Below are 17,125 nucleotides of genomic sequence, written 5' to 3' on the forward strand. Positions count from 1 at the left end.
AGACTTGTCGGGGCAAGGGCCTAGAGATGACCTGGTGTACGAGGTGAATCCGATTTCCGGGTTACCTTGCCCAGCTGGCGATCGCCTCCACGTGTGTGGTATCAAGCATCGCCCAGGCATCAGCGGGATTTATTGGCCCGAGCAGCTCAGGTGAGCAAAGTGCTAACCCCACCATCACCCGCCTGGTATCAGCTCTTAGATCTACCTGATCACCGGCTTGCACCGCCAGGATTAGCTCAACTAGCTCTGCGACTGCGGGCTCCAGCTGCTCTTGGTGTTCGCCGACATGGTTCTGTCGTACCCATGTCGGCGCAAAGCGGTAACCGAAGTGCCCAAGGCCACTATCAGCGCTGACGGATATGATGATCCCGTTGTGGAATTTGATCGTGCTCTCTACGCGACCACCGTCGACATTACGCTCGAGTCGGAACGCACCCGAAGCATCATGGCTGATATAAGAGAATGGATCGCCAGCAGGTTGTCGTACCAGTGCACCTGAGCTGTCGACGTAATAGGTATCGCCTTTGCCTGCTCCTGAGATCACCGTGTGAAGCGCGCCTGGCTCCCCACTGGTGCTGCATGCAGTTGTCAATGTATCCCTCATCCAACAGCACCCACCAGGACGTCTACTGCAGGGAGCTGCTTTGCTCCGACAGTCAAGTAAGGGGTGAGCTGGTTCAGCAGTTCGGTGGGGACGCCGGCATCTAGGAGGTGTTGTGTGAATGATTCAACCTGCAAGGCATGAATCTGAGGTGCAATCTGCTTGAGGAGGAACCCCCGCACGAGCGCCGTGTGCATGATCTCCTTGGGCCGCGGGCTCAGCCAGAGCCCGCGAAAGTGCTTGATGGACGGCCCGATAGCCGTCCATACCGCCATAGGCTGGGTGGGGGTGATGTTGGTCTGCCATGGTTCCTCGCTGGGCAAACTGGATGAGAATTCACTCTGACAGTTTCCAGCGATCAAATCACCCCAAAACCTCTATACGGAATGCGCCTCGGCCGTGGAGCTGTGCCCCATATTCTGACCAGCTTTGCTGGACACAACCATGATCGCGCAGAAGGTAATGAAGGCAAACCAGAGGCCGCCGACACAGAACCAATCCTGCAGTGCAGTATTCGAAGCAGTCAACGCCATGGTGCTGGCGACTGCGCAGGTCCCGAAGAATAGGCCGATGGTGAGGTACGAAACCCGGAGGAACGACTCAGCCATTTTTTTACCGGGGTTAGCTGCAGCCTCTTTGGAGGCCCAGGTAACAATGAGGACGAATGCAATGAACGATAGCCAGATGCTACCGATGCTCAGCTTTTCAACCGCAGACTGCGTATCGGCGCGACCAAGAATTTCGCTGGTCATCAAGGCGCTGGCAAAGGTGTAGATCCCGATCGCGAAATAAGCGAGGCGGAGAAGTGGTTCAGTCATGGTGTTACTCCCGAAACGATCATCATTAGAGGAGTCGTATTCGGCTCCTGTGGATCAGGCCCTTGGCCTGTGAGATCAGGAATAACGGGAGAGACCAGAATTTCAAGAGGCAGAGCGTTAAAACCCTCGAGCCGGCCTTACGGCAACCCTCTGCCCTTGACTCCTCAGGTCGGACTGAAACCTGAATGATGCTTGGTGATCGAAGCGATCAGGTCTTCGCTTTTGAATGGCTTTGACAGGTAATCTGTTGCGCCGGCGGCCATGCCCTTTGCTTTATCGAACACCCCATCCTTGGAAGAAAGCATGACAACCGGGCATTTCTGGAGCTCGGCGTGGGATCTGATCACCTCGGTGACAGCGTATCCGTCCAACCTGGGCATCATGACATCCACAAAGATGAAGTCTGGCTCGAAGTCCTTGATCTTGGTCAGGCAGTCGAATCCATCCTCAGCCAGTACCACCTCACACCCTGCTGAAGTCAGGTAGTCCTCGCCCGCCTTCCGAATGGTACGGGAGTCATCAACGATCATGACACGGAGTGGCTTGTCTGACATTTACTCTACCTCTAGAAAATGGAATTGCTCCTTGCGGGCGCTATGGTTGCCGATAAACGGCCCATTGGCTAGCCAAAACGGTATTACCTTTTTTGGCTTTCGGGCTCCTGGCCAGGTGACGATTTTCGAAAGGGCAGAATGACTTGCCTCTGAATACTGAGGGTATAGAGTTGCACGGACCCGAAATCGCAGAATCGATAATGAGCCAGTCAAAAACGCCCCTACTTGCAAACCACAGCTTCTCGCGAGGGCCAGCGAATGTCGTCATTTCTGAATTGGATATGCTGGCGCTGAGAACCCTGAACCAGATCGGTGGAAAAGTCAGCACTCCGGCCGACCTGGGCAATGCTCTGGACGGGAATCTCGATGCGTCACGGAAATCCCTTCTGGGAGGCCGCCATTTGCGTCGACTTGAGAGCGTCGGTTTCGTAAAAGCATTGGAGCGGCCAACCGGTGGCTATCAAATCACAGTCACCGGACGCGCTGCAGTGAGTTCGGAAAACTAGTACCCATCAATTGCCGCATTGAGCTCGTCGATACAGGCGTCCATCCGCCCTGGGGACCGCTTATCTGCCAGTGTCCTGATCCCAGCCAAAGACTTCATCTCTTCCTTAGCAGGTCCGTACCCTCGAGCTGCGGCAACGGAGTACCAGCAATAGGCCTTGAACTGGGGGTCACCCTCTGTGCGAATACGGCCCAAGGATACGTTTAGGGCATATTGGTATAACGCGGTTGTATCACCGCTGCGGCCACGCTCCTCTAGGCCTGTACCCCCATCTCGAACAGCCTGGCGTGGGGCGGCTGCGTTAGCGGGGGCCAGCAGGGGGGTGGACCCGGTGTTGGTTGCCGCAAGGTTCTGGGCAGCGGCACGTGGCGAGAAGGCAGCCTCATAGGCCTTAGTAGCCTCTGAATCCCCAGCTGAAGAAGCCAACTTCAGATACTCGAGGCCTCGCTCCATATCGTTCAGGTGTGGAACTCTTTGGTTTGTAAGGGCCATCCCGAACTCACGTTGCGCTCGAACACTTTTTTCAGCTGCCTTGCCCAAGAGCATTTCACCGTAGGCCAGGTCCTTGCCAACTCCGCTACCCATCACGTAAAGCCAACCCAGCACCCGGGTTGATTCAGCGTGGCCCATGTTCATGGCCTGGTTCAAGAAACCAATTGCAGCATCAGGAGCTTTCTCCACTCCGGCCCCAGTCAGGTAGATCTTGGCCAACTCGTAGAACGCATCCGGGTTACCCATGTAGCCGGCCTGCTCAAGCAGCGAAATGTGGCCCGCAACGTCCCCAGTAGCACCTACTCGTCGCGCTTCCTGTAGCACCTCATCGGACTCGCCGCGGGAACCCATGTCTTGGGATGGCAATTTCTCGTCACTTGGGCCTTCAGCCGGCATGGGCACTGACACGGGCGTGTACGGCGCATCACCCAGGGCGAACACCTGGACATCCGTATCTCGTGTTGAGCTGATCTGTTGAGGTGAGGGTTGCGGCTCAACGGGGAGTGGGAGAGCAGCCACAGAGGATCTTGTCGGAGGCGCTTGCACGGTCGCCCGGGAAGCTACCTCAGGAGCGGCGAGGGGTTCATCAAAAGGATTCCCAGTAGAGTATTGCTGGGAATGAGTCGAGCACCCTGATGTGATTGCAGCCGCGAGCAAGCAAAGTGGCAAGGAAGAGAAACGCATGAGCAATAGAGTTCCGACGTTTGGGGTGGCCAAATAATTGCAGAATGCCGGAGCTGATCACAGCCAAAACGCATCATCGAAATTAACAGGGCTACTCATCATACAGCGCGCCAGGCTGATTACCTGGAAAGCCGCGAGTGGATGCAACTGATCAACTGCAGGCGAAGTGCTGGGATGCACCAGTCGCCTGGCTGGTGAACACCGTGCCAAGCGGTAGTGGCGCTTGCAGACCGCATGGATTACTCCAGGGTGAAAAGTGGAGCAATCCTCGCTTTGTGCAACGCGCTCGAAAGTCCTAGCGCTCCGTGCAGTGCTTGATCCAGCTTCGGACCAGATCACGCTCAGAGGTGGCGTCAATCAGGAAGCCGAAAAACGTGGAAGAATCCTTTGTATGGAGGCCGAAACCGAGGTGCTCAGCTCCTGTGATCGACCACAGCATGTTTTCATCTGGGATGAAGCTGGCTAGAACATAATCCCCGCTGATGGTCGGTTGGGACAGCAAAGTGGAAACGGGCAGGAACTGCTGGTTAATCCGAAGGCTGTAGTTCTTAGCGTTGCGGATGATGAACGCGTTATTGTCGCCGCCGTCATACAGCGCTGAGAATTTCACTCGCCGACCGGGGGCACAGGTCATGATGATTTTTCCAGTGCCGTTTGACGTCTGTTGACTGCCCATGAGGTAAACCTGACCCTGCTTACCCTCAATCCCCCACTCGGCCGGAAGAACCCCGTTGTTGACCAGATTGAGTTTGGCTGCGTCAGCGTGACCCAGGATCTCCATTTTCCCACGTCCGACCTGAACCATCCGCTCGAACAGAGCAGGGGACACGCCCATCTTGATTAGATAGGCGGTGATGGCCGCGGACATCACTTGAGCGACATCGAGGTCGGTCGACATGGCAGTTCGACGGTAGAAGCGGTGAATCCCAACCTGCGCAGCCTGATCGATGTACCGGAATTTGCCGCCGGCAAACGTCAGCACGCACGCACTCATGCATCGTCCAGCGGTGGGGTGACCTGGACTTGTGCCAGGCTTGCCGATCGCGGTGTTCATATTCGACCGCCTGATGAGGCTACCGAGGTCCATCCCTGCCTGAGGGTCGCCGCCGGCGGAGTCTAGGTAGAGAATCGATCCCTGTAGACCTTTCTCCGAAATCAGCCCTGCCAGCTGGGTAACGGTACCGGCAGTGATGTCACCCGACAGATAAACCTCTGGCGGCGAGGCATTGCCTGATGTAGCAGAGGGCAGGATTCGTACATCATTGGCTACCGCAAAACTCGTGGTAGCGCACAGAAGAGCTGCAGATACAAAACGGTGAAGCAAGCGCATTCTTAATCCCTGGATTCGCCCTAGCAACGAAGAGCGACACTGTTCATTCGGATCGCAGCTGGGCCCACTGCCCAGGACTAGACAGGGGCACTGCTACAGAGACTCGCGTTCTAGAACTCGAATTTCCGATAGATGACCTTGCTCATCGGAAGAGTCTGCACAAGGTCCCCAGCTTCGTTGCGCACGAGTTGAGCCAGGCGTTTACCATTGGCATCGAATGCAGTGAATGTCGAACCATCGTGCTTCCATTCAGAAACCGCGACAGCTCTGCCGTCAGCCACAATCTGGTCTTTCTGGATGATGGCGAGGCCCACAGGGCGGGGCTGCTCATCGGCATACTGGATGGCCGCCTGATAGGCGCCATTGATGCTGTCACCGCAGCCAGACAAAAGCAGCGGAAGCAGTAACGGGGCAAAGTACTTCATCATCGACATATCCTTGATCACATGCCGATAACGTAACCCAACCGCTCGAAATCGCCAGTCAAAGTGATGCATCCAAAATCAGCGGCTAGGTTCTTTCCTGGATTTTCGCCGACGGGATGATGGCTCAGGAATTCCGGTTAAACCGGCCTTCGTCATGCGTCGGTATTGGTCAGCACGAGGAGGGGGAGGAGCCGGCAGTTCTTCAGGGAGAGGTATACCGTCGCGCTCGGCGATTCGCTGGATCAAGTCGTGGTATGCATCGGTGTAAGACCGCCTGCCGATATAGGTCCGCAAGGGCTTGATGCCAATTACGTGGTTGCTTCCCCAGTAGGAGCGTCCATCGGGGGACTTAGCGACGATGAGGGAAACACCAGACCAGGGCCTTACGCTTGACTTGGAACGGAGGCTGCCAGGTTTGATGCCAAGCTTGACTTCAGTGCTGTCGCGCCAGAGCTTGGCCTGGCGGAGCGCCTCATCGAGGGATCCGCCGAAGTCCGATGCTCGAAAGGACTTATTTGGGCGCTCACGATCCGAACCGTGACCTTTCTGAATCATCGGCCGATATCCGATGACTTCACCCGTCTTGCTTTGAAGCTTCGTAATCCGGCGCATCTCGAATGCATCCTGAGACTGCCAGCGCTTGGAGCGCTCATGGACGGGTGGTCCAGTGTCGGGGTCCTCATCCACATCCGGCGTTTCATCAGCGTCGGTGGAGTCTGCTAAGGGCAGGAACTCCCGGCGACGCATGTAAACGAGCTCAAATCGAGTGGAGGGCTGAAGATCTACCCCGGCTATATCATTTTGACGCAATTTTCCAGAATCCATTGGTGCTTAGCGGCTCATAACGATCAAAGGTACCAGGTCCATACACACTCTTCGCGTATCGATCCTGGTAACTGGTCGCGCCCTCGGCAGGGGCACATGTGTTGTTAAGTGGGCAGAGCAAAAGTACTACTGCCTAACGCAGATAGCCTCGTGAGAACACTGCAGGCTGGTAATCGTTGGCACCATACATCAAAGCCGCCACTAGTTTAAGGCCGAAGATTGCTGACCGACCAGACAGGTTTGCAGCAGTAGGAGGTGTTGCCGGCGCCTAAAACGCTACGACCACCGTGACGTTTCAGCCATTCAACCATGAATCCGGTCATGGGCGAATCCAAAATAGCTCACCAAAACACACTCAGATTTCGACCCCCTGGGATGCAATTTCCGAGATGAAGGTATGAAGCCTGTTTGCGAGGTCCCGGCGGCGGTCCGGGGTGATATGGGTCCCGTCTCCATACAAGCTCTGCCCGATCGCGCGCAGCTGATCGAGCTGCTCAGGTTCAATGAAGAAACCCTTAATGGGCTCTGGGTCAATATCGTTGGAGGGGGCCTCGAAGCAGGGACGCCAGTCAGTCACTCTGAGCGTCAAGTCCCAGCCCTCACTACAATCGCTGATCCAGCGGCCAGACCACTGGTCACCGTCATCATCCATTCGGACATATCGTGCGATTTTTTGTTCGCCTGAGTCCAGGTATACGGCAACTGGCAGTGAACGGGGGTAGAGCAGTTCATAGTCCTGCAAGATTGGCAGTGCGCGGGTAACGGAGATCCAGGCCATGAGGGCATCCCTGTAGAAGTGATGAGGTCATCATCGAGCAGGCTAGGGCGTGGCAGAATCACCGGCGGGGTAAAATGCGCGAACGACAGACGCCCTTTTGGTCGCATGCGCCGGCTCGGACGGTTGTGTTTCGAAGGTGGGTTTTGGATTGCGAGGGTTTGGGATAGACCATAGCATCCATCAACACCCCGCCAAGGAAACGAAATGGATACGCTGATCAAACACTCAGATGAACCGAAACAGAAAAAGCCCATTGCCACACTGGTAGGTCTTGCGGCGCTCATAGCAGCTCAGTTTTTGACTGCCGATGGCTGGTTACAGAATGTGCTGCTCACCATCGGGGTAGCCGGGTTTGCGCTTGAAGGGTTATTCGTCGTGCAGTACGACAGAGCCCATAAAAAATGGTTGGCGAGTCAGCCAGACGATGTCGATCCACTTCGCGGTGCACCAGATCTTCCACACGTCAAACAAAGCATTGCTTTAGCTATAGGGATGGGCGCCTTCTTCTCGATAGCGTATGTCTGCGTGCCTCTGAGAGAAACTGGATTCACGAATGAAAACTGGTGGGTTCTCCTGCTTATCTCTGTAATGTTGGCAGGCTTTGGCTTCGCGTCTTGGATTCAAAAAAAGTACAACAAGGCCTACATGGCTTGGAGAGATTCGCAAGATCAGAGCAAGTGATTGCAACCAGGCCGGTAGGGTGGGATAGCACCACCCGAACCTGCTTCACTACCCAAACTCCCCTGGCAGACCCAGCCCCAACCAGCGCAGCACCAGAAGCGCAGCCCGGGGCTCTCCTCAGTGCTATTTGTCCAGAATCGCCGAGATCATCGTAGACAGCCGCGAATGTAGCTCTGAAGAGCCTTGCAAAGTCAGGGGGAGGATCAGGACCTTCTCTCTGGCATAGGTCAGCGCAAAGGCAGGGTTTCGCTGCTCGAGGTTCGAGAAATTGTGGATAGCATCTGCAAGCCGTAAGGTCTGGCCGGCCGGTGATGCTTTTGCCAGGTGTTCACGGTCAATTGCCTTCCTCACACTCCTGGAACCGTCAGTGGGGCGGCTTGGATTGGTGACCTCGAGTACCAATCTCAAAACCTCTGTGCCGAGGCGGTTCCGAATCACATCCTCTCGCCTGGGACGGATGGCATCAGCGCACTCTAGGACATCGTGAAGCAAGGCCGCGGCGATGTCTTCCCAGCGATCTGACACTGAAGCCACGATTTGAGCGACAGCAATGGGATGGTTGATGTAGGGCTCGCCAGCGGTGTACTTGCGTACCTCCCCATCGTGCCACTCCGTGGCAAGGTCAAGGGCGATTCGTATGAGACTATCCATAACTGCTCTCGCTGGTTGGTTCGAGACCAGGGCTAACCCATGCCCGGCAGGACATCAGCCTGGTGAACTGCCTAGTGTCTTTCGAGGTAGGCGAAGCTGTACAAGCACTGGCGCTAAGCGTGACACAGTTCATCTTGTGAAGACAGGTTGTCATCAGCCTGCGAGTGAAGGCTGATCTGCCAGGGCGAGGCGGGCTTTGGCTTCATCCGGTGGAATGACTTCCCAGCGGCGACCAAGCTGCTGCCCTGTAGTAAATGTGGTGCCAGCGTAGTGGCCTTCCAAGCGCGCGATGGTGAGTGTACGTCTGGGGGCCAAATCCAGCACTCGCAGTAGGGTGTTCTCGCCAGGCTGCATAATGTACTCACCGAGACACAGCTGATTGGTGGATTTGGTCAGGCGTGAAGAGGAAGACGGCGGCATCAGGTTTGCACCCACAGATAACCAAGTTGTCTTCGAGCTTAACGTCTAGAACACAGATTGCACCTCAAAACAGAGCCTCGAAATTCCAGCTTTGAGGCGACGTGCTAGGGCGCGCTCTAATCAGGCCAAGTGACGGAGAACAGCACAGCGCGGGCAGTTGCAGCTTGGCCGGCTGGCTGTGAAAAAGATGGACGCCGAACTGTCGGCCGGCTCGGACTCAGCCGCTTGATCGGTGTCAGGCGCAGATGCAGCGGTATCTCCGTTTGGGCTGGATAATTGAGCCATCACTTGATCATTGAGGTACTCGATTAGTCCCTTGTGAGCGGGGGTGTACGAACCGACTTGGTTTCCTTGAAACACTGAAAATCCTCCATCCGGGCTACTGACCATAACGGCAGCGCTTGAATCGACAAGGCTGAGTTACGGCTTACCCGAGGTCTGGCTATCGGCAGCAGCTGAGCATGCCTTAGCACAATCGTTCGTTACGCCGACGAAGGGTTCGCCAGCCAGGTGTACGGTCAGTTTCGAAGGGTCATCCCGTGCCAGAAGCAAAAAACCCTCACAGCCTGAATTGGGCTGTGAGGGTCATTCCTGCTAGATCAATCAATCCTGATATCAGGACGGGAACCGCGAACGGCCGACCTTGATACCTAACTTCAAGCTACCAGCGGCTGCTGGTGATACTTGGCTTCAATTTCTTCAAATTTCGCGAGCATCTCGGCATACGACAGAGTTCCACGTTGGTGGGCCTCAATGTGTACCAAACGCTCACAACCTTTCTTCCACTCCAGAGTGACCGACAATTTGTCGAGAGTGTCTCGGGGCGCAACCTGGGTAAACCCAGACTTGAATGCCTCAAGGACTGCCTCATCGATGGTGTCGGTGGTGAAATGGCTCATCCAGCCTATGTTCCTGAATGCTGAGTAGCGAAAGCGTCCAGGTTCTGATGCATCCGGCAAGATCAACGCCCACGAATCCCCCGATCCGTTCTGCATGATCATGCCTGGGCCGAACTCATCAAGCTCGGCATACACCGCCTGCAAACGCTCGTGTCGAGCCTCGATTTCCCGGATCAAGGTCTTCTCAAGTGTGCAAGGAGTGCCTTTGTTTAATTGGCCGAAATGAAACAGTTCACGCGTCGACTCGATTTGGTCAGAGAAATAGTTGCGAAAGGCGCTTACGTCCATGGTGCTCTCCGAAGAGGGGCATCCATGCCAGGGCAAGGAGTGCCCTGGTAGGGTTTTGGATTTCCCGAGAGTGGGGGTATCCGGTAGCGGCAAATGCCTATGGTGTGAAACGCACCTTACTGAACCGGGGCGCGCAGCTTTTTACGGCGCGCAGCGGCCCGGTCAAGCGTTGGCAAGGTTGCACTCCAGTTCAACCGGCTTGCTCCACTCTGCGTAGAGGCGGCCAATCTCAACGAAGCCTGCAATGCTCAAGTAAGCCAGCGATAGGTCAGGGAGGGCATCCACCAAGGTGAGATTCCCACGCGACATCGCGACCAAAAAACCAAGAGCAAAACCGCCAGCAAACATCCACAGCTGATCTACGAAACGTAGAAGCGACTTACCCCGCGAGGAGTAGCCATAGCAAATGGCGAACAGCACCATCAGCACATACGACATCGCGAGGACGAACGTAAGCTTGATGCTCAGGGTGCTGAACAGATGCATCACGAATACTGCAGTAGACACACAGCCGCCAAGGACGACTGCAAAGGATGCCGAATTTGCGTTGAGTTCGAACTTTTTCATCATCATTTCTCTCGCCAGTAGAGCACTGGGAATAATTGATTACACCTGGTGCTCTAAGGCCAGGCGGACGGTGGAGGGAACCAACATCAACCTGGCTAAAGCCTGGAAGTGTCAGGCCTTACCGGAGGGAACCGCTTATGCGGAAGGTCAAACTGAACCGCTTGGACCTCGAGCACGTGGTGCGGGAGGTTGGAGGCGGACAGTTCAGTCATTTGCGACGGGTCAAGGAGGACCGAAACGGCAAGCCGATAAGATCCACACAGCCGGAAGGGCCGTGTTCTGCGCAATGGATTTCGAATTACCCAAAAGCAATGCAAAAGCAAGGCTCCATGCTAGGCGCTCAAACCGTGAGGTAGAGAAAACACCAAGCCTGAACGGCAGGATGTGATCTCTGCCGTCTGGGGAAGCACCTTCAAGGAAGGGCAGTGCGATCGTCACCAACAAAAGTCGATGAGATCAAGATGTGTAGGGAGGTTCGGAACCTCACTACGGATTTTGATTGATCTAACAGTATCTACCTAAAGGACCGCCAGAAGTGACTGATGGCCCGATAAGTCCCTGCAAATCAGACGGAATAACGTCGAGATAGACAGGGTGCCTCAATCTGGGATTGGGCTTAGAACGTGACCTTTTTAGCACTGCTTGGCTGGGGCCACAAGCCGAAAACAGCCTACAAAATTCAGCTGCGGGATTCATGGCCACCCCTGGAGGATGAGTTAAGTGCCGCCGTTGGGGCGAAAGCTCGGGGCGCGGGAACTGGCAAGAGCGCTCGAGCCAGTGAGCAAGTATGTACGCCCCGCTGAACAATCCAGCGGGGCCTTTGCTCACGCAGCCTGCTTCTCGATCATTCCGATCGCGACCTTGGCGTCACTCAGCTGCTGCTGGATGCGCTCAAGAGTATCTGCACTGCTCCGATCGGGTCGCAGCTCTCCGAAGCGCGGGAGGTACAAGCTGTACAGCTTGGTCTTCTTGTTGGGCTTCGTGATGTCGTTGAACTTGACTGTGATGATCGAACGGATGAAGCGATCTGGGTCCTTGGAAATCTCAAGCCGCAGCTCATCAGAGAAGCCCGAAATATTCACCTCCAGCTGCCCGCATTCGCTCGCACAGGCGAGAGAACCGAAGGTCTTCGCGTTTTTGCCCTTCCCCGGAGTCAGGCCAGTAATGCGTAACTCGCAGGGTGCCTGGAGTTTGATTTTGATTGCATCCGGCGAGGCGCCTGAGCCTGTGTCGCGCCAAATCCCGTCGGGATGTTTGATTACAGCACCCTCTTTACCTTCGCGGATGTATCTGCCGGAAACCGCGTAAGCCTCGTCGAGGGAGTGGACGATGATGGTCTCAATGACCTGGACCAGCCCGCCCCCCAAGCCCTCAACAACCTTCTGAACTGTCGCGAAGCGATCGGCATAGGCGGTCTGGCATGTACCCCGACGGGTGAGCGAATCCAGTGAGATAACGTCCCACAGATGAGGCACAGGAGTACAGCCTATAGGGAACGGCGAACCTTTGTTCACGGAAGTGAGTATGCCATTACCGACTTCGCGTGGGAGTACCTTGCCATCTTCGTAGACAAGCATCTCACCGTGGTACTGGCCGTCAGGGAAGGTGGCGAAAAGATCACCAAGCTCGCCATAGAACTCCAATGGCCACTCGAAGCCGGTGCGGCTGTTGATAGTGACGCCGCCCTGTCTGACTGTGAGGCTGAAGAAGGTGCCGTCAGCCTTCTGCTGAACATAGATGCCACGTGCCCACGGCCACAGGTCCAGATCGACATCAGACGGCAAGCCGCAGCGCATGTAGGGTACTTCTGGGATTGTCGCCGGCTTGATCTTGTTGATCGAACCCTCGGAAAACCCTGCACGAGTATCTCGGTGAAGAATGCGCCACAGCAGCTCTGAGGATTCTGGCGTGAGGGTGGAAAGGGCGCGGTCAACAGCATGACCGGCAGCATTGCCGGACAATTGGCGGGTAGCCAGGCGATCAAGCAAGGACCAAGTATCGTCGCTGAACTGCTCGGTGCCGAAAACCTTGGATCGGGCAGGGCGCTTGTAGAAGCTAATGAGCGGGTTGAGCATGAGCTTCATCACTCGCTCAAAGGTTGGATCAACCATATAGGCGGTCAAAAGCACGGATTTTTCGTTCTTGCCTGACACGGCTGCAACGGTATCAAGAGCACGCAGGATTTCGCAGGAGTTCATTGGTATGTCTCAGTGTTGGATGGAGTAAATGTTACCGGGGACATCACGTGCCACCAGCCAAAGTGGTTGTCCGAAATTCGTCAGACAGTCCAAGCCAGCAGGCCTGTATTGATCCCTACGATTTCAATGTCAGGCGCGCCATTGCGCAGAGTGCGCAAATGGTTCTTGGCGAAGTCCAAGCCCGATTCGCAGTCGAGCGCACGAACGAATACGACCGTGTCATCCATGTCGCCGGGGTAGCGGAGCTGGTAGTGGTAAACATTGCCCGAACTGTCGGCCTCCAAGATCGCATTTGTGTTTAGGCGCGCGAGTTGGGGGTCGGGGGTGAGCACCGCGGCGATCGCCTCAGCTTCAGCCCGCGGGTAATACCCAAGCACCATCCTGGGCAGCGGATTCTCTAGCTCGAGAGCAACCTCGGTAACGCAACCGTGCCACTCGACTTCATCTGCAAACTCCAGCTCGATGAGCCAATCCACGATTGAATCGGCCGCCAATTTGCCTGCGCCACCCCTCAGGAACGCCAGATGATCGTCCTCGGTCAGAAGCAGAAACTTCTCACTATCCGCAATGATCTTGATGCCAGGCGCGGTACCAACGTCGAGAGAGTGAGCTTCCAGCAAAGCCAAATCCTGCTGGGGATGGATGGCCAAATAGGCGAAGTGTTCTTGACCTGCATGGGTTAGTACTCGGCCAACAGTGCGCAGGGAAGGGGTGGGTTGAGGCATGAGAATCTCCAGTTATCGTTGGAGAAATACTCAGGCTTTATCGCCCGTGCCAGAATCACCTAGACCCACGTCCATGGCACATGGCGGGTGTAGGTCTCGACTCTGAACTCGAGCTGAGGATTCGAAAAACGATCACCTGTTTTGGGATGTCATCGCCAGGTGACAGCAATACACTCGGGGCAGCTTTAGCCAATTGATGCCCAGTCATGAGTCAAAAATCGCTATTAACCCGTCGGCAAATTCTCTCCGCTGCGCTCGCAACACCAGTTGCGATGGCGACCGTCCCTTCGATCGCATATGGCGCAATGCAACGGGACTGGCGCGCAGTACTGCTGGATCGAGATCGATTTCTTGACCTGGAGCGCCCGCAATCGGGCGAGAAGGCGAGGTTCTATTACTACCGGAAGGGGGTGGGTTGGGACCAGCATGGGTATGCGATCGCCTGCACCCTCCTCAGAGATGTGGTTTCGAAGAAAACCGTTCAGATCGACGCCAAGCTGCTGGACCTGCTGTGGATTGCTAGTGCATACCTGCGAGTCAAGCAACTGCCGGCCAAGATACTGATCAATAGCGGGTACAGAACGCCAGAGTTCAACTCGTCGCTTGAGGGGGCCGCGTTGAACTCGATGCACGTCAAGGCAAAGGCTGCCGACATTCGCATCCCAGGGGTGGGGACGGAACCACTTGCGAATCTGATAAAGGTGATCGGGGTTGGGGGGGTAGGCACCTACATCGCCAAAAAGTTCGTGCATCTGGACGTGGGCGCGGTGAGGAGCTGGCGCGGCGCGGTTCTCCTTCCGCATCAGGACAGTTGGCTAGCAGGGTATACCCCCGACGACCTGGACAGGTTGTTCGCCCGGCCAGATGTGCCTGAGCACGGGCGCATCGTTTACGCTTAGCGTTAAACCTGCTTGATGCGAATCTCTACACGACGGTTTTGTGCTCGTCCTTGCGGTGTTGCATCGCTGGCAATCGGCATGAGTGATCCTACGCCACGCACGGCAATCATCTGAGCCGGGATACCCCCGGCGTATAGATACTGGGCGACAGATTGTGCGCGTGCAGAGCTCAACAGCTTGTTGAGTAGAGGGCTACCAGTGGCATCAGTGTGACCTGTCACCTCGACACGAAGATTTGCCTGGCCTTTCAAAGCGCTGGAGATGGCGCTGAGACCTTGGAATGCGCTGGGGTTGAGGTCAGCCGAGGCGGAGGCGAATACCACATCAGCTGGGGCTTGGATCGTAAGCATTTGCAGGCCAGTTGCCGAGTCGATGCCAGTGGACACCTCCATGCCCTTTCGCTTCAACTCTTCCTGCAGCTTAGCGGCACGTTTGTCCATCCAGTAGCCGGTGCCGCCACCAAGTGCCGCGCCGGCTGCCAAGCCAACGAGAGCGCCTCGCTCTCCGCCTACCGCTGCCCCCAGAATCCCCCCGGCGACCCCGCCCACGGTAGCGCCGATCGCGGTTCGATCAAATTCTCGCTGCCCCGTTTGAGGGTTCACCGAACAGCCAGTGAAGACTGTCAGGCAGAGAGCGATCGCGGCGGTTCTGATTACGTTGTTCATGGGGTAGCTCCTCAAGTGGTGAGCCCATGATCAGCGCTATATTGGAGTGCCAGAAGCCCAAAACCATAGTTAGGATTAGCCCACGTTTCTCACTCACCGCGTTCGATGGCTTCCAGCAATAAGCCCTTAACTCGGTCCAGCTCATCTTTGCTGTGAACTACGCCGCCGCCGTTGAACGCCAGATAGTGACGAAGCACATCAGCTCGGGTCTGAAAGTCGTAGAACGCTACTCGGAAGTGGAAATTCGTCACCGAGAATGAGCTGTAAGCCAGGTCCTCGACCGACAGGCCGAACGGTCGCACCTCTCCTTCACAGAACTTGATGACCGCGGTCAGTCGCTGAAGGCCGTCCAGGCACTCAAATCCACGAGGGAGTGCCCCTTGGTATTTGTGATTCTCCCAGTTTGGGCAGTTGAACTTGAGCAGCAGGCCCGCGGTGTCGATGACGCCTCGCAGGACATTCTCCAGATAGGCGGTCTGCTGATCGATTGTCCACACATGCCCCCGCTGGTAGTCCGGCTGAAGATTGTAGCCGCCGTACTCAAGCCCAAGTGACTCAAGGCCGGGCAATGCTCGTTTGAACTGATAGTTCATCTCCTGCTTGGCCGCATCCAAAGGCATGATCAGCTGGCGAAGAAGGGCGGTGTTTTGAGCATGCGCGCTAGGGTCGAGCGATAGCAGCGATTTGACGGACTCGAGGTTCATGAGTGCTCCAGAATGGCGGTAAGTTGAATTGGCTGCAGTATGCGGTCAGAGATCTCGTGCCAGTAGCTACCGGGCTAGATCGGCCGGCCAGGCGCAGTCGTAGTCGGTCGCATCAAAATCCTGGCCGTTGGGCGAGAAGAAATCAGCTTGCGCTTCGCCATAGTTAACGGCCGCAGTGAGTGGAGCTACCGTTTTTGAGTACATCGATGCCGAAGTGCCGTCTACTGAGTGCGCACCTGCTGCTGCAGAACAAAGAAGCATCCGCTTCGCGCTATTCACTCGACCCACATGCAGATGACAGCATCGACGTCTCGCGAGGATTCCCCAGCTATGAGCCGTCCGCAGCTTCCAGTCACTGGTGCCCCCCACAAAGATGCCCACCCCCGGATTTAGGAGGTCACGGACGTCATCTGGAACCATGCCATCCTGGACAGCAAGTAGGAGCGTCGAGGGGCCTCCCGCTAGGCGGTCAAGCCACTTAAGCGAAAAGTCCAAGGACTTGAGTCCACCCGCGACGATATCTGGAACGACTACCATTTTGGCTCGCTCACCTAGGAGGTTATAAGCTTTGGTGAACGCGTTCTCATCAAATGCCTCTCCCTGGGTGTAAGCCGACCACGCACCATTGTCGAGCATGACCTCCTGGAAGCCCTCTGTCCGTAGCACCCCCTTTGCTGAAACCAGCAGACCCCAGCCGTTGGCACGCATGGCGTCCAGATTCTTCTTAGTGCCCGTCCGACTGGCATAAGGAACCATCGGGGTACGCTGAGGGGCAATTCGTTCCTCAATGGCGCCATCGGTGTCAGCTGTCCCGTCAACACAATAGTACGCGCTGTACGCTTTGAGGGCTTGCGATCGGCCGATACGCTCACCATCGCGGTAGGGCTGCAGCCAGCTTGGCGTTGGCAGTTCGTGTAGAGGGGCCGAGGTGGTGCTTGGCTGCTGCTGCATGATGATGATCTCCATTTGAATGAGACCATCATCAGAGGGGTAGGGAGGTGGCAGAAGCCCTGGCTAGAGAGTACGCGTGAGTTCTTTCTCGATCTGTTCGGGCAACTGGCAATGCGGTGCCAAATCTTTGATGGTGAGCGCGGTCGAGAAGCGCTTCAAACGCCAACTCTCGCTGGGATATGAGGCTGATACATGGCTAGGTTTCAACCAGTTCAAAGCCTGAGCCAGGTTGTGGAAACGATGGTGGCCTTGGTAGCCAAGGGCAGGCCCAACCACGACGCTGGTGATTCGAGTGCGGTACCTGGGTGGGATCGACTCGATCAAGGCGATAAGGGGGCTGGCCGGGGTGTTGTCCGCCGGCAAACGGCCTGTGCAACTGAACTCCATCATTGCTCTGGGGTTTCTCAGCATCAACTGCATACGGCGGTGATGTGTCATGACGTTCTCCTAAGAAAACGCCATGAT

General features: G+C 56.0%; 20 protein-coding genes. 3 read left to right on the plus strand and 17 right to left on the minus strand.

Translation table 11 applies throughout. From position 1 onward, the window contains the following. Positions 1-61 precede the first annotated feature (61 nt). The 3 genes from KY379_RS03210 to KY379_RS03220 all read right to left on the minus strand — a co-directional run bounded on the left by KY379_RS03210 (position 62) and on the right by KY379_RS03220 (position 1,973). Positions 62-544 (minus strand): hypothetical protein, encoded by a 483-nt coding sequence (locus KY379_RS03210; protein ID WP_139813940.1) that lies wholly within the window; start codon positions 542-544, stop codon positions 62-64. Positions 545-978: 434 nt separating this feature from the next. Then, entirely contained in the window at positions 979-1,419 is a 441-nt protein-coding gene (locus KY379_RS03215) for a hypothetical protein (protein ID WP_084851320.1), read from the minus strand. A 164-nt stretch (positions 1,420-1,583) separates the two neighbouring features. Next, a complete protein-coding gene (locus KY379_RS03220) occupies positions 1,584-1,973 on the minus strand; it encodes a PleD family two-component system response regulator (protein WP_084851322.1) in 390 nt (129 codons plus the stop codon). A gap of 200 nt (positions 1,974-2,173) precedes the next feature. Between KY379_RS03220 and KY379_RS03225 the strand changes: the two genes are divergently transcribed. Further along, positions 2,174-2,479, plus strand: coding sequence for a hypothetical protein (locus tag KY379_RS03225; protein WP_139813941.1), 306 nt, complete (start codon positions 2,174-2,176; stop codon positions 2,477-2,479). On the opposite strand, the gene KY379_RS03230 is transcribed toward KY379_RS03225, so the two are convergent. The 5 genes from KY379_RS03230 to KY379_RS03250 all read right to left on the minus strand — a co-directional run bounded on the left by KY379_RS03230 (position 2,476) and on the right by KY379_RS03250 (position 7,012). Then, on the minus strand, positions 2,476-3,411 hold the full coding sequence (locus KY379_RS03230) for a tetratricopeptide repeat protein (RefSeq protein WP_084851324.1): 936 nt from the start codon (positions 3,409-3,411) through the stop codon (positions 2,476-2,478). The genes KY379_RS03225 and KY379_RS03230 overlap by 4 nt on opposite strands. Positions 3,412-3,949: 538 nt before the next feature. Next, positions 3,950-4,984: a hypothetical protein gene (locus KY379_RS03235; RefSeq protein WP_102059468.1), complete on the minus strand. Its 1,035-nt coding sequence runs from the start codon at positions 4,982-4,984 to the stop codon at positions 3,950-3,952. 110 nt (positions 4,985-5,094) lie between these two features. Beyond that, entirely contained in the window at positions 5,095-5,412 is a 318-nt protein-coding gene (locus tag KY379_RS03240; RefSeq protein WP_084851327.1) for a hypothetical protein, read from the minus strand. 75 nt (positions 5,413-5,487) lie between these two features. Beyond that, entirely contained in the window at positions 5,488-6,156 is a 669-nt protein-coding gene (locus tag KY379_RS03245) for a hypothetical protein (RefSeq protein WP_145994180.1), read from the minus strand. A 433-nt stretch (positions 6,157-6,589) separates the two neighbouring features. Continuing rightward, positions 6,590-7,012 carry a hypothetical protein gene (locus KY379_RS03250; RefSeq protein WP_102059466.1) on the minus strand — a complete coding sequence of 141 codons (423 nt, stop codon included), beginning with the start codon at positions 7,010-7,012 and terminating at the stop codon, positions 6,590-6,592. A 204-nt stretch (positions 7,013-7,216) separates the two neighbouring features. Between KY379_RS03250 and KY379_RS03255 the strand changes: the two genes are divergently transcribed. Then, positions 7,217-7,693: a hypothetical protein gene (locus tag KY379_RS03255; RefSeq protein ID WP_102059465.1), complete on the plus strand. Its 477-nt coding sequence runs from the start codon at positions 7,217-7,219 to the stop codon at positions 7,691-7,693. A 123-nt stretch (positions 7,694-7,816) separates the two neighbouring features. On the opposite strand, the gene KY379_RS03260 is transcribed toward KY379_RS03255, so the two are convergent. From KY379_RS03260 to KY379_RS03280, 5 genes are all read right to left on the minus strand, one after another. After that, on the minus strand, positions 7,817-8,344 hold the full coding sequence (locus KY379_RS03260) for an HD domain-containing protein (protein WP_102059464.1): 528 nt from the start codon (positions 8,342-8,344) through the stop codon (positions 7,817-7,819). 1,076 nt (positions 8,345-9,420) lie between these two features. Beyond that, positions 9,421-9,951 (minus strand): hypothetical protein, encoded by a 531-nt coding sequence (locus KY379_RS03265; RefSeq protein WP_084859097.1) that lies wholly within the window; start codon positions 9,949-9,951, stop codon positions 9,421-9,423. Between the two features lie 162 nt (positions 9,952-10,113). Continuing rightward, complete coding sequence (locus KY379_RS03270; protein ID WP_145994179.1) at positions 10,114-10,518, minus strand: hypothetical protein; 405 nt, start codon at positions 10,516-10,518, stop codon at positions 10,114-10,116. 824 nt (positions 10,519-11,342) lie between these two features. Continuing rightward, complete coding sequence (locus KY379_RS03275; RefSeq protein ID WP_102059462.1) at positions 11,343-12,716, minus strand: hypothetical protein; 1,374 nt, start codon at positions 12,714-12,716, stop codon at positions 11,343-11,345. An 80-nt stretch (positions 12,717-12,796) separates the two neighbouring features. Beyond that, complete coding sequence (locus tag KY379_RS03280; RefSeq protein WP_102059461.1) at positions 12,797-13,441, minus strand: hypothetical protein; 645 nt, start codon at positions 13,439-13,441, stop codon at positions 12,797-12,799. Between the two features lie 206 nt (positions 13,442-13,647). Between KY379_RS03280 and KY379_RS03285 the strand changes: the two genes are divergently transcribed. Beyond that, a complete protein-coding gene (locus KY379_RS03285; protein ID WP_249414261.1) occupies positions 13,648-14,340 on the plus strand; it encodes a YcbK family protein in 693 nt (230 codons plus the stop codon). Between the two features lie 2 nt (positions 14,341-14,342). Here the strand turns inward: KY379_RS03285 and KY379_RS03290 are convergent, their stop codons facing one another. From KY379_RS03290 to KY379_RS03305, 4 genes are all read right to left on the minus strand, one after another. Then, positions 14,343-15,005, minus strand: coding sequence for an OmpA family protein (locus KY379_RS03290; protein WP_181727125.1), 663 nt, complete (start codon positions 15,003-15,005; stop codon positions 14,343-14,345). Positions 15,006-15,094: 89 nt separating this feature from the next. Beyond that, on the minus strand, positions 15,095-15,709 hold the full coding sequence (locus KY379_RS03295) for a DUF262 domain-containing protein (protein ID WP_256819826.1): 615 nt from the start codon (positions 15,707-15,709) through the stop codon (positions 15,095-15,097). A 66-nt stretch (positions 15,710-15,775) separates the two neighbouring features. Beyond that, complete coding sequence (locus KY379_RS03300; RefSeq protein WP_256592561.1) at positions 15,776-16,675, minus strand: hypothetical protein; 900 nt, start codon at positions 16,673-16,675, stop codon at positions 15,776-15,778. Positions 16,676-16,723: 48 nt separating this feature from the next. Next, positions 16,724-17,098, minus strand: coding sequence for a hypothetical protein (locus KY379_RS03305; RefSeq protein WP_084851349.1), 375 nt, complete (start codon positions 17,096-17,098; stop codon positions 16,724-16,726). Between the last annotated feature and the right edge of the window lie 27 nt (positions 17,099-17,125).

It is taken from the genome of Pseudomonas sp. HD6422, from assembly GCF_025377065.1.
Lineage (GTDB): Bacteria > Pseudomonadota > Gammaproteobacteria > Pseudomonadales > Pseudomonadaceae > Aquipseudomonas > Aquipseudomonas putida_U.

What these genes read in the sequence shown, in the direction of transcription:
- KY379_RS03215 (WP_084851320.1), bottom strand. Translation starts at nt 1,419, where the DNA reads ATGACTGAACCACTTCTCCGCCTCGCTTATTTCGCGATCGGGATCTAC.
- KY379_RS03295 (WP_256819826.1), bottom strand. Translation starts at nt 15,709, where the DNA reads ATGAACCTCGAGTCCGTCAAATCGCTGCTATCGCTCGACCCTAGCGCG.
- KY379_RS03265 (WP_084859097.1), bottom strand. Translation starts at nt 9,951, where the DNA reads ATGGACGTAAGCGCCTTTCGCAACTATTTCTCTGACCAAATCGAGTCG.
- KY379_RS03260 (WP_102059464.1), bottom strand. Translation starts at nt 8,344, where the DNA reads ATGGATAGTCTCATACGAATCGCCCTTGACCTTGCCACGGAGTGGCAC.
- KY379_RS03290 (WP_181727125.1), bottom strand. Translation starts at nt 15,005, where the DNA reads ATGAACAACGTAATCAGAACCGCCGCGATCGCTCTCTGCCTGACAGTC.
- KY379_RS03255 (WP_102059465.1), top strand. Translation starts at nt 7,217, where the DNA reads ATGGATACGCTGATCAAACACTCAGATGAACCGAAACAGAAAAAGCCC.
- KY379_RS03250 (WP_102059466.1), bottom strand. Translation starts at nt 7,012, where the DNA reads ATGGCCTGGATCTCCGTTACCCGCGCACTGCCAATCTTGCAGGACTAT.
- KY379_RS03245 (WP_145994180.1), bottom strand. Translation starts at nt 6,156, where the DNA reads ATGCGTCGCCGGGAGTTCCTGCCCTTAGCAGACTCCACCGACGCTGAT.
- KY379_RS03305 (WP_084851349.1), bottom strand. Translation starts at nt 17,098, where the DNA reads ATGACACATCACCGCCGTATGCAGTTGATGCTGAGAAACCCCAGAGCA.
- KY379_RS03235 (WP_102059468.1), bottom strand. Translation starts at nt 4,984, where the DNA reads ATGCGCTTGCTTCACCGTTTTGTATCTGCAGCTCTTCTGTGCGCTACC.
- KY379_RS03220 (WP_084851322.1), bottom strand. Translation starts at nt 1,973, where the DNA reads ATGTCAGACAAGCCACTCCGTGTCATGATCGTTGATGACTCCCGTACC.
- KY379_RS03225 (WP_139813941.1), top strand. Translation starts at nt 2,174, where the DNA reads ATGAGCCAGTCAAAAACGCCCCTACTTGCAAACCACAGCTTCTCGCGA.
- KY379_RS03275 (WP_102059462.1), bottom strand. Translation starts at nt 12,716, where the DNA reads ATGAACTCCTGCGAAATCCTGCGTGCTCTTGATACCGTTGCAGCCGTG.
- KY379_RS03240 (WP_084851327.1), bottom strand. Translation starts at nt 5,412, where the DNA reads ATGATGAAGTACTTTGCCCCGTTACTGCTTCCGCTGCTTTTGTCTGGC.
- KY379_RS03285 (WP_249414261.1), top strand. Translation starts at nt 13,648, where the DNA reads ATGAGTCAAAAATCGCTATTAACCCGTCGGCAAATTCTCTCCGCTGCG.
- KY379_RS03270 (WP_145994179.1), bottom strand. Translation starts at nt 10,518, where the DNA reads ATGAAAAAGTTCGAACTCAACGCAAATTCGGCATCCTTTGCAGTCGTC.
- KY379_RS03300 (WP_256592561.1), bottom strand. Translation starts at nt 16,675, where the DNA reads ATGGAGATCATCATCATGCAGCAGCAGCCAAGCACCACCTCGGCCCCT.
- KY379_RS03280 (WP_102059461.1), bottom strand. Translation starts at nt 13,441, where the DNA reads ATGCCTCAACCCACCCCTTCCCTGCGCACTGTTGGCCGAGTACTAACC.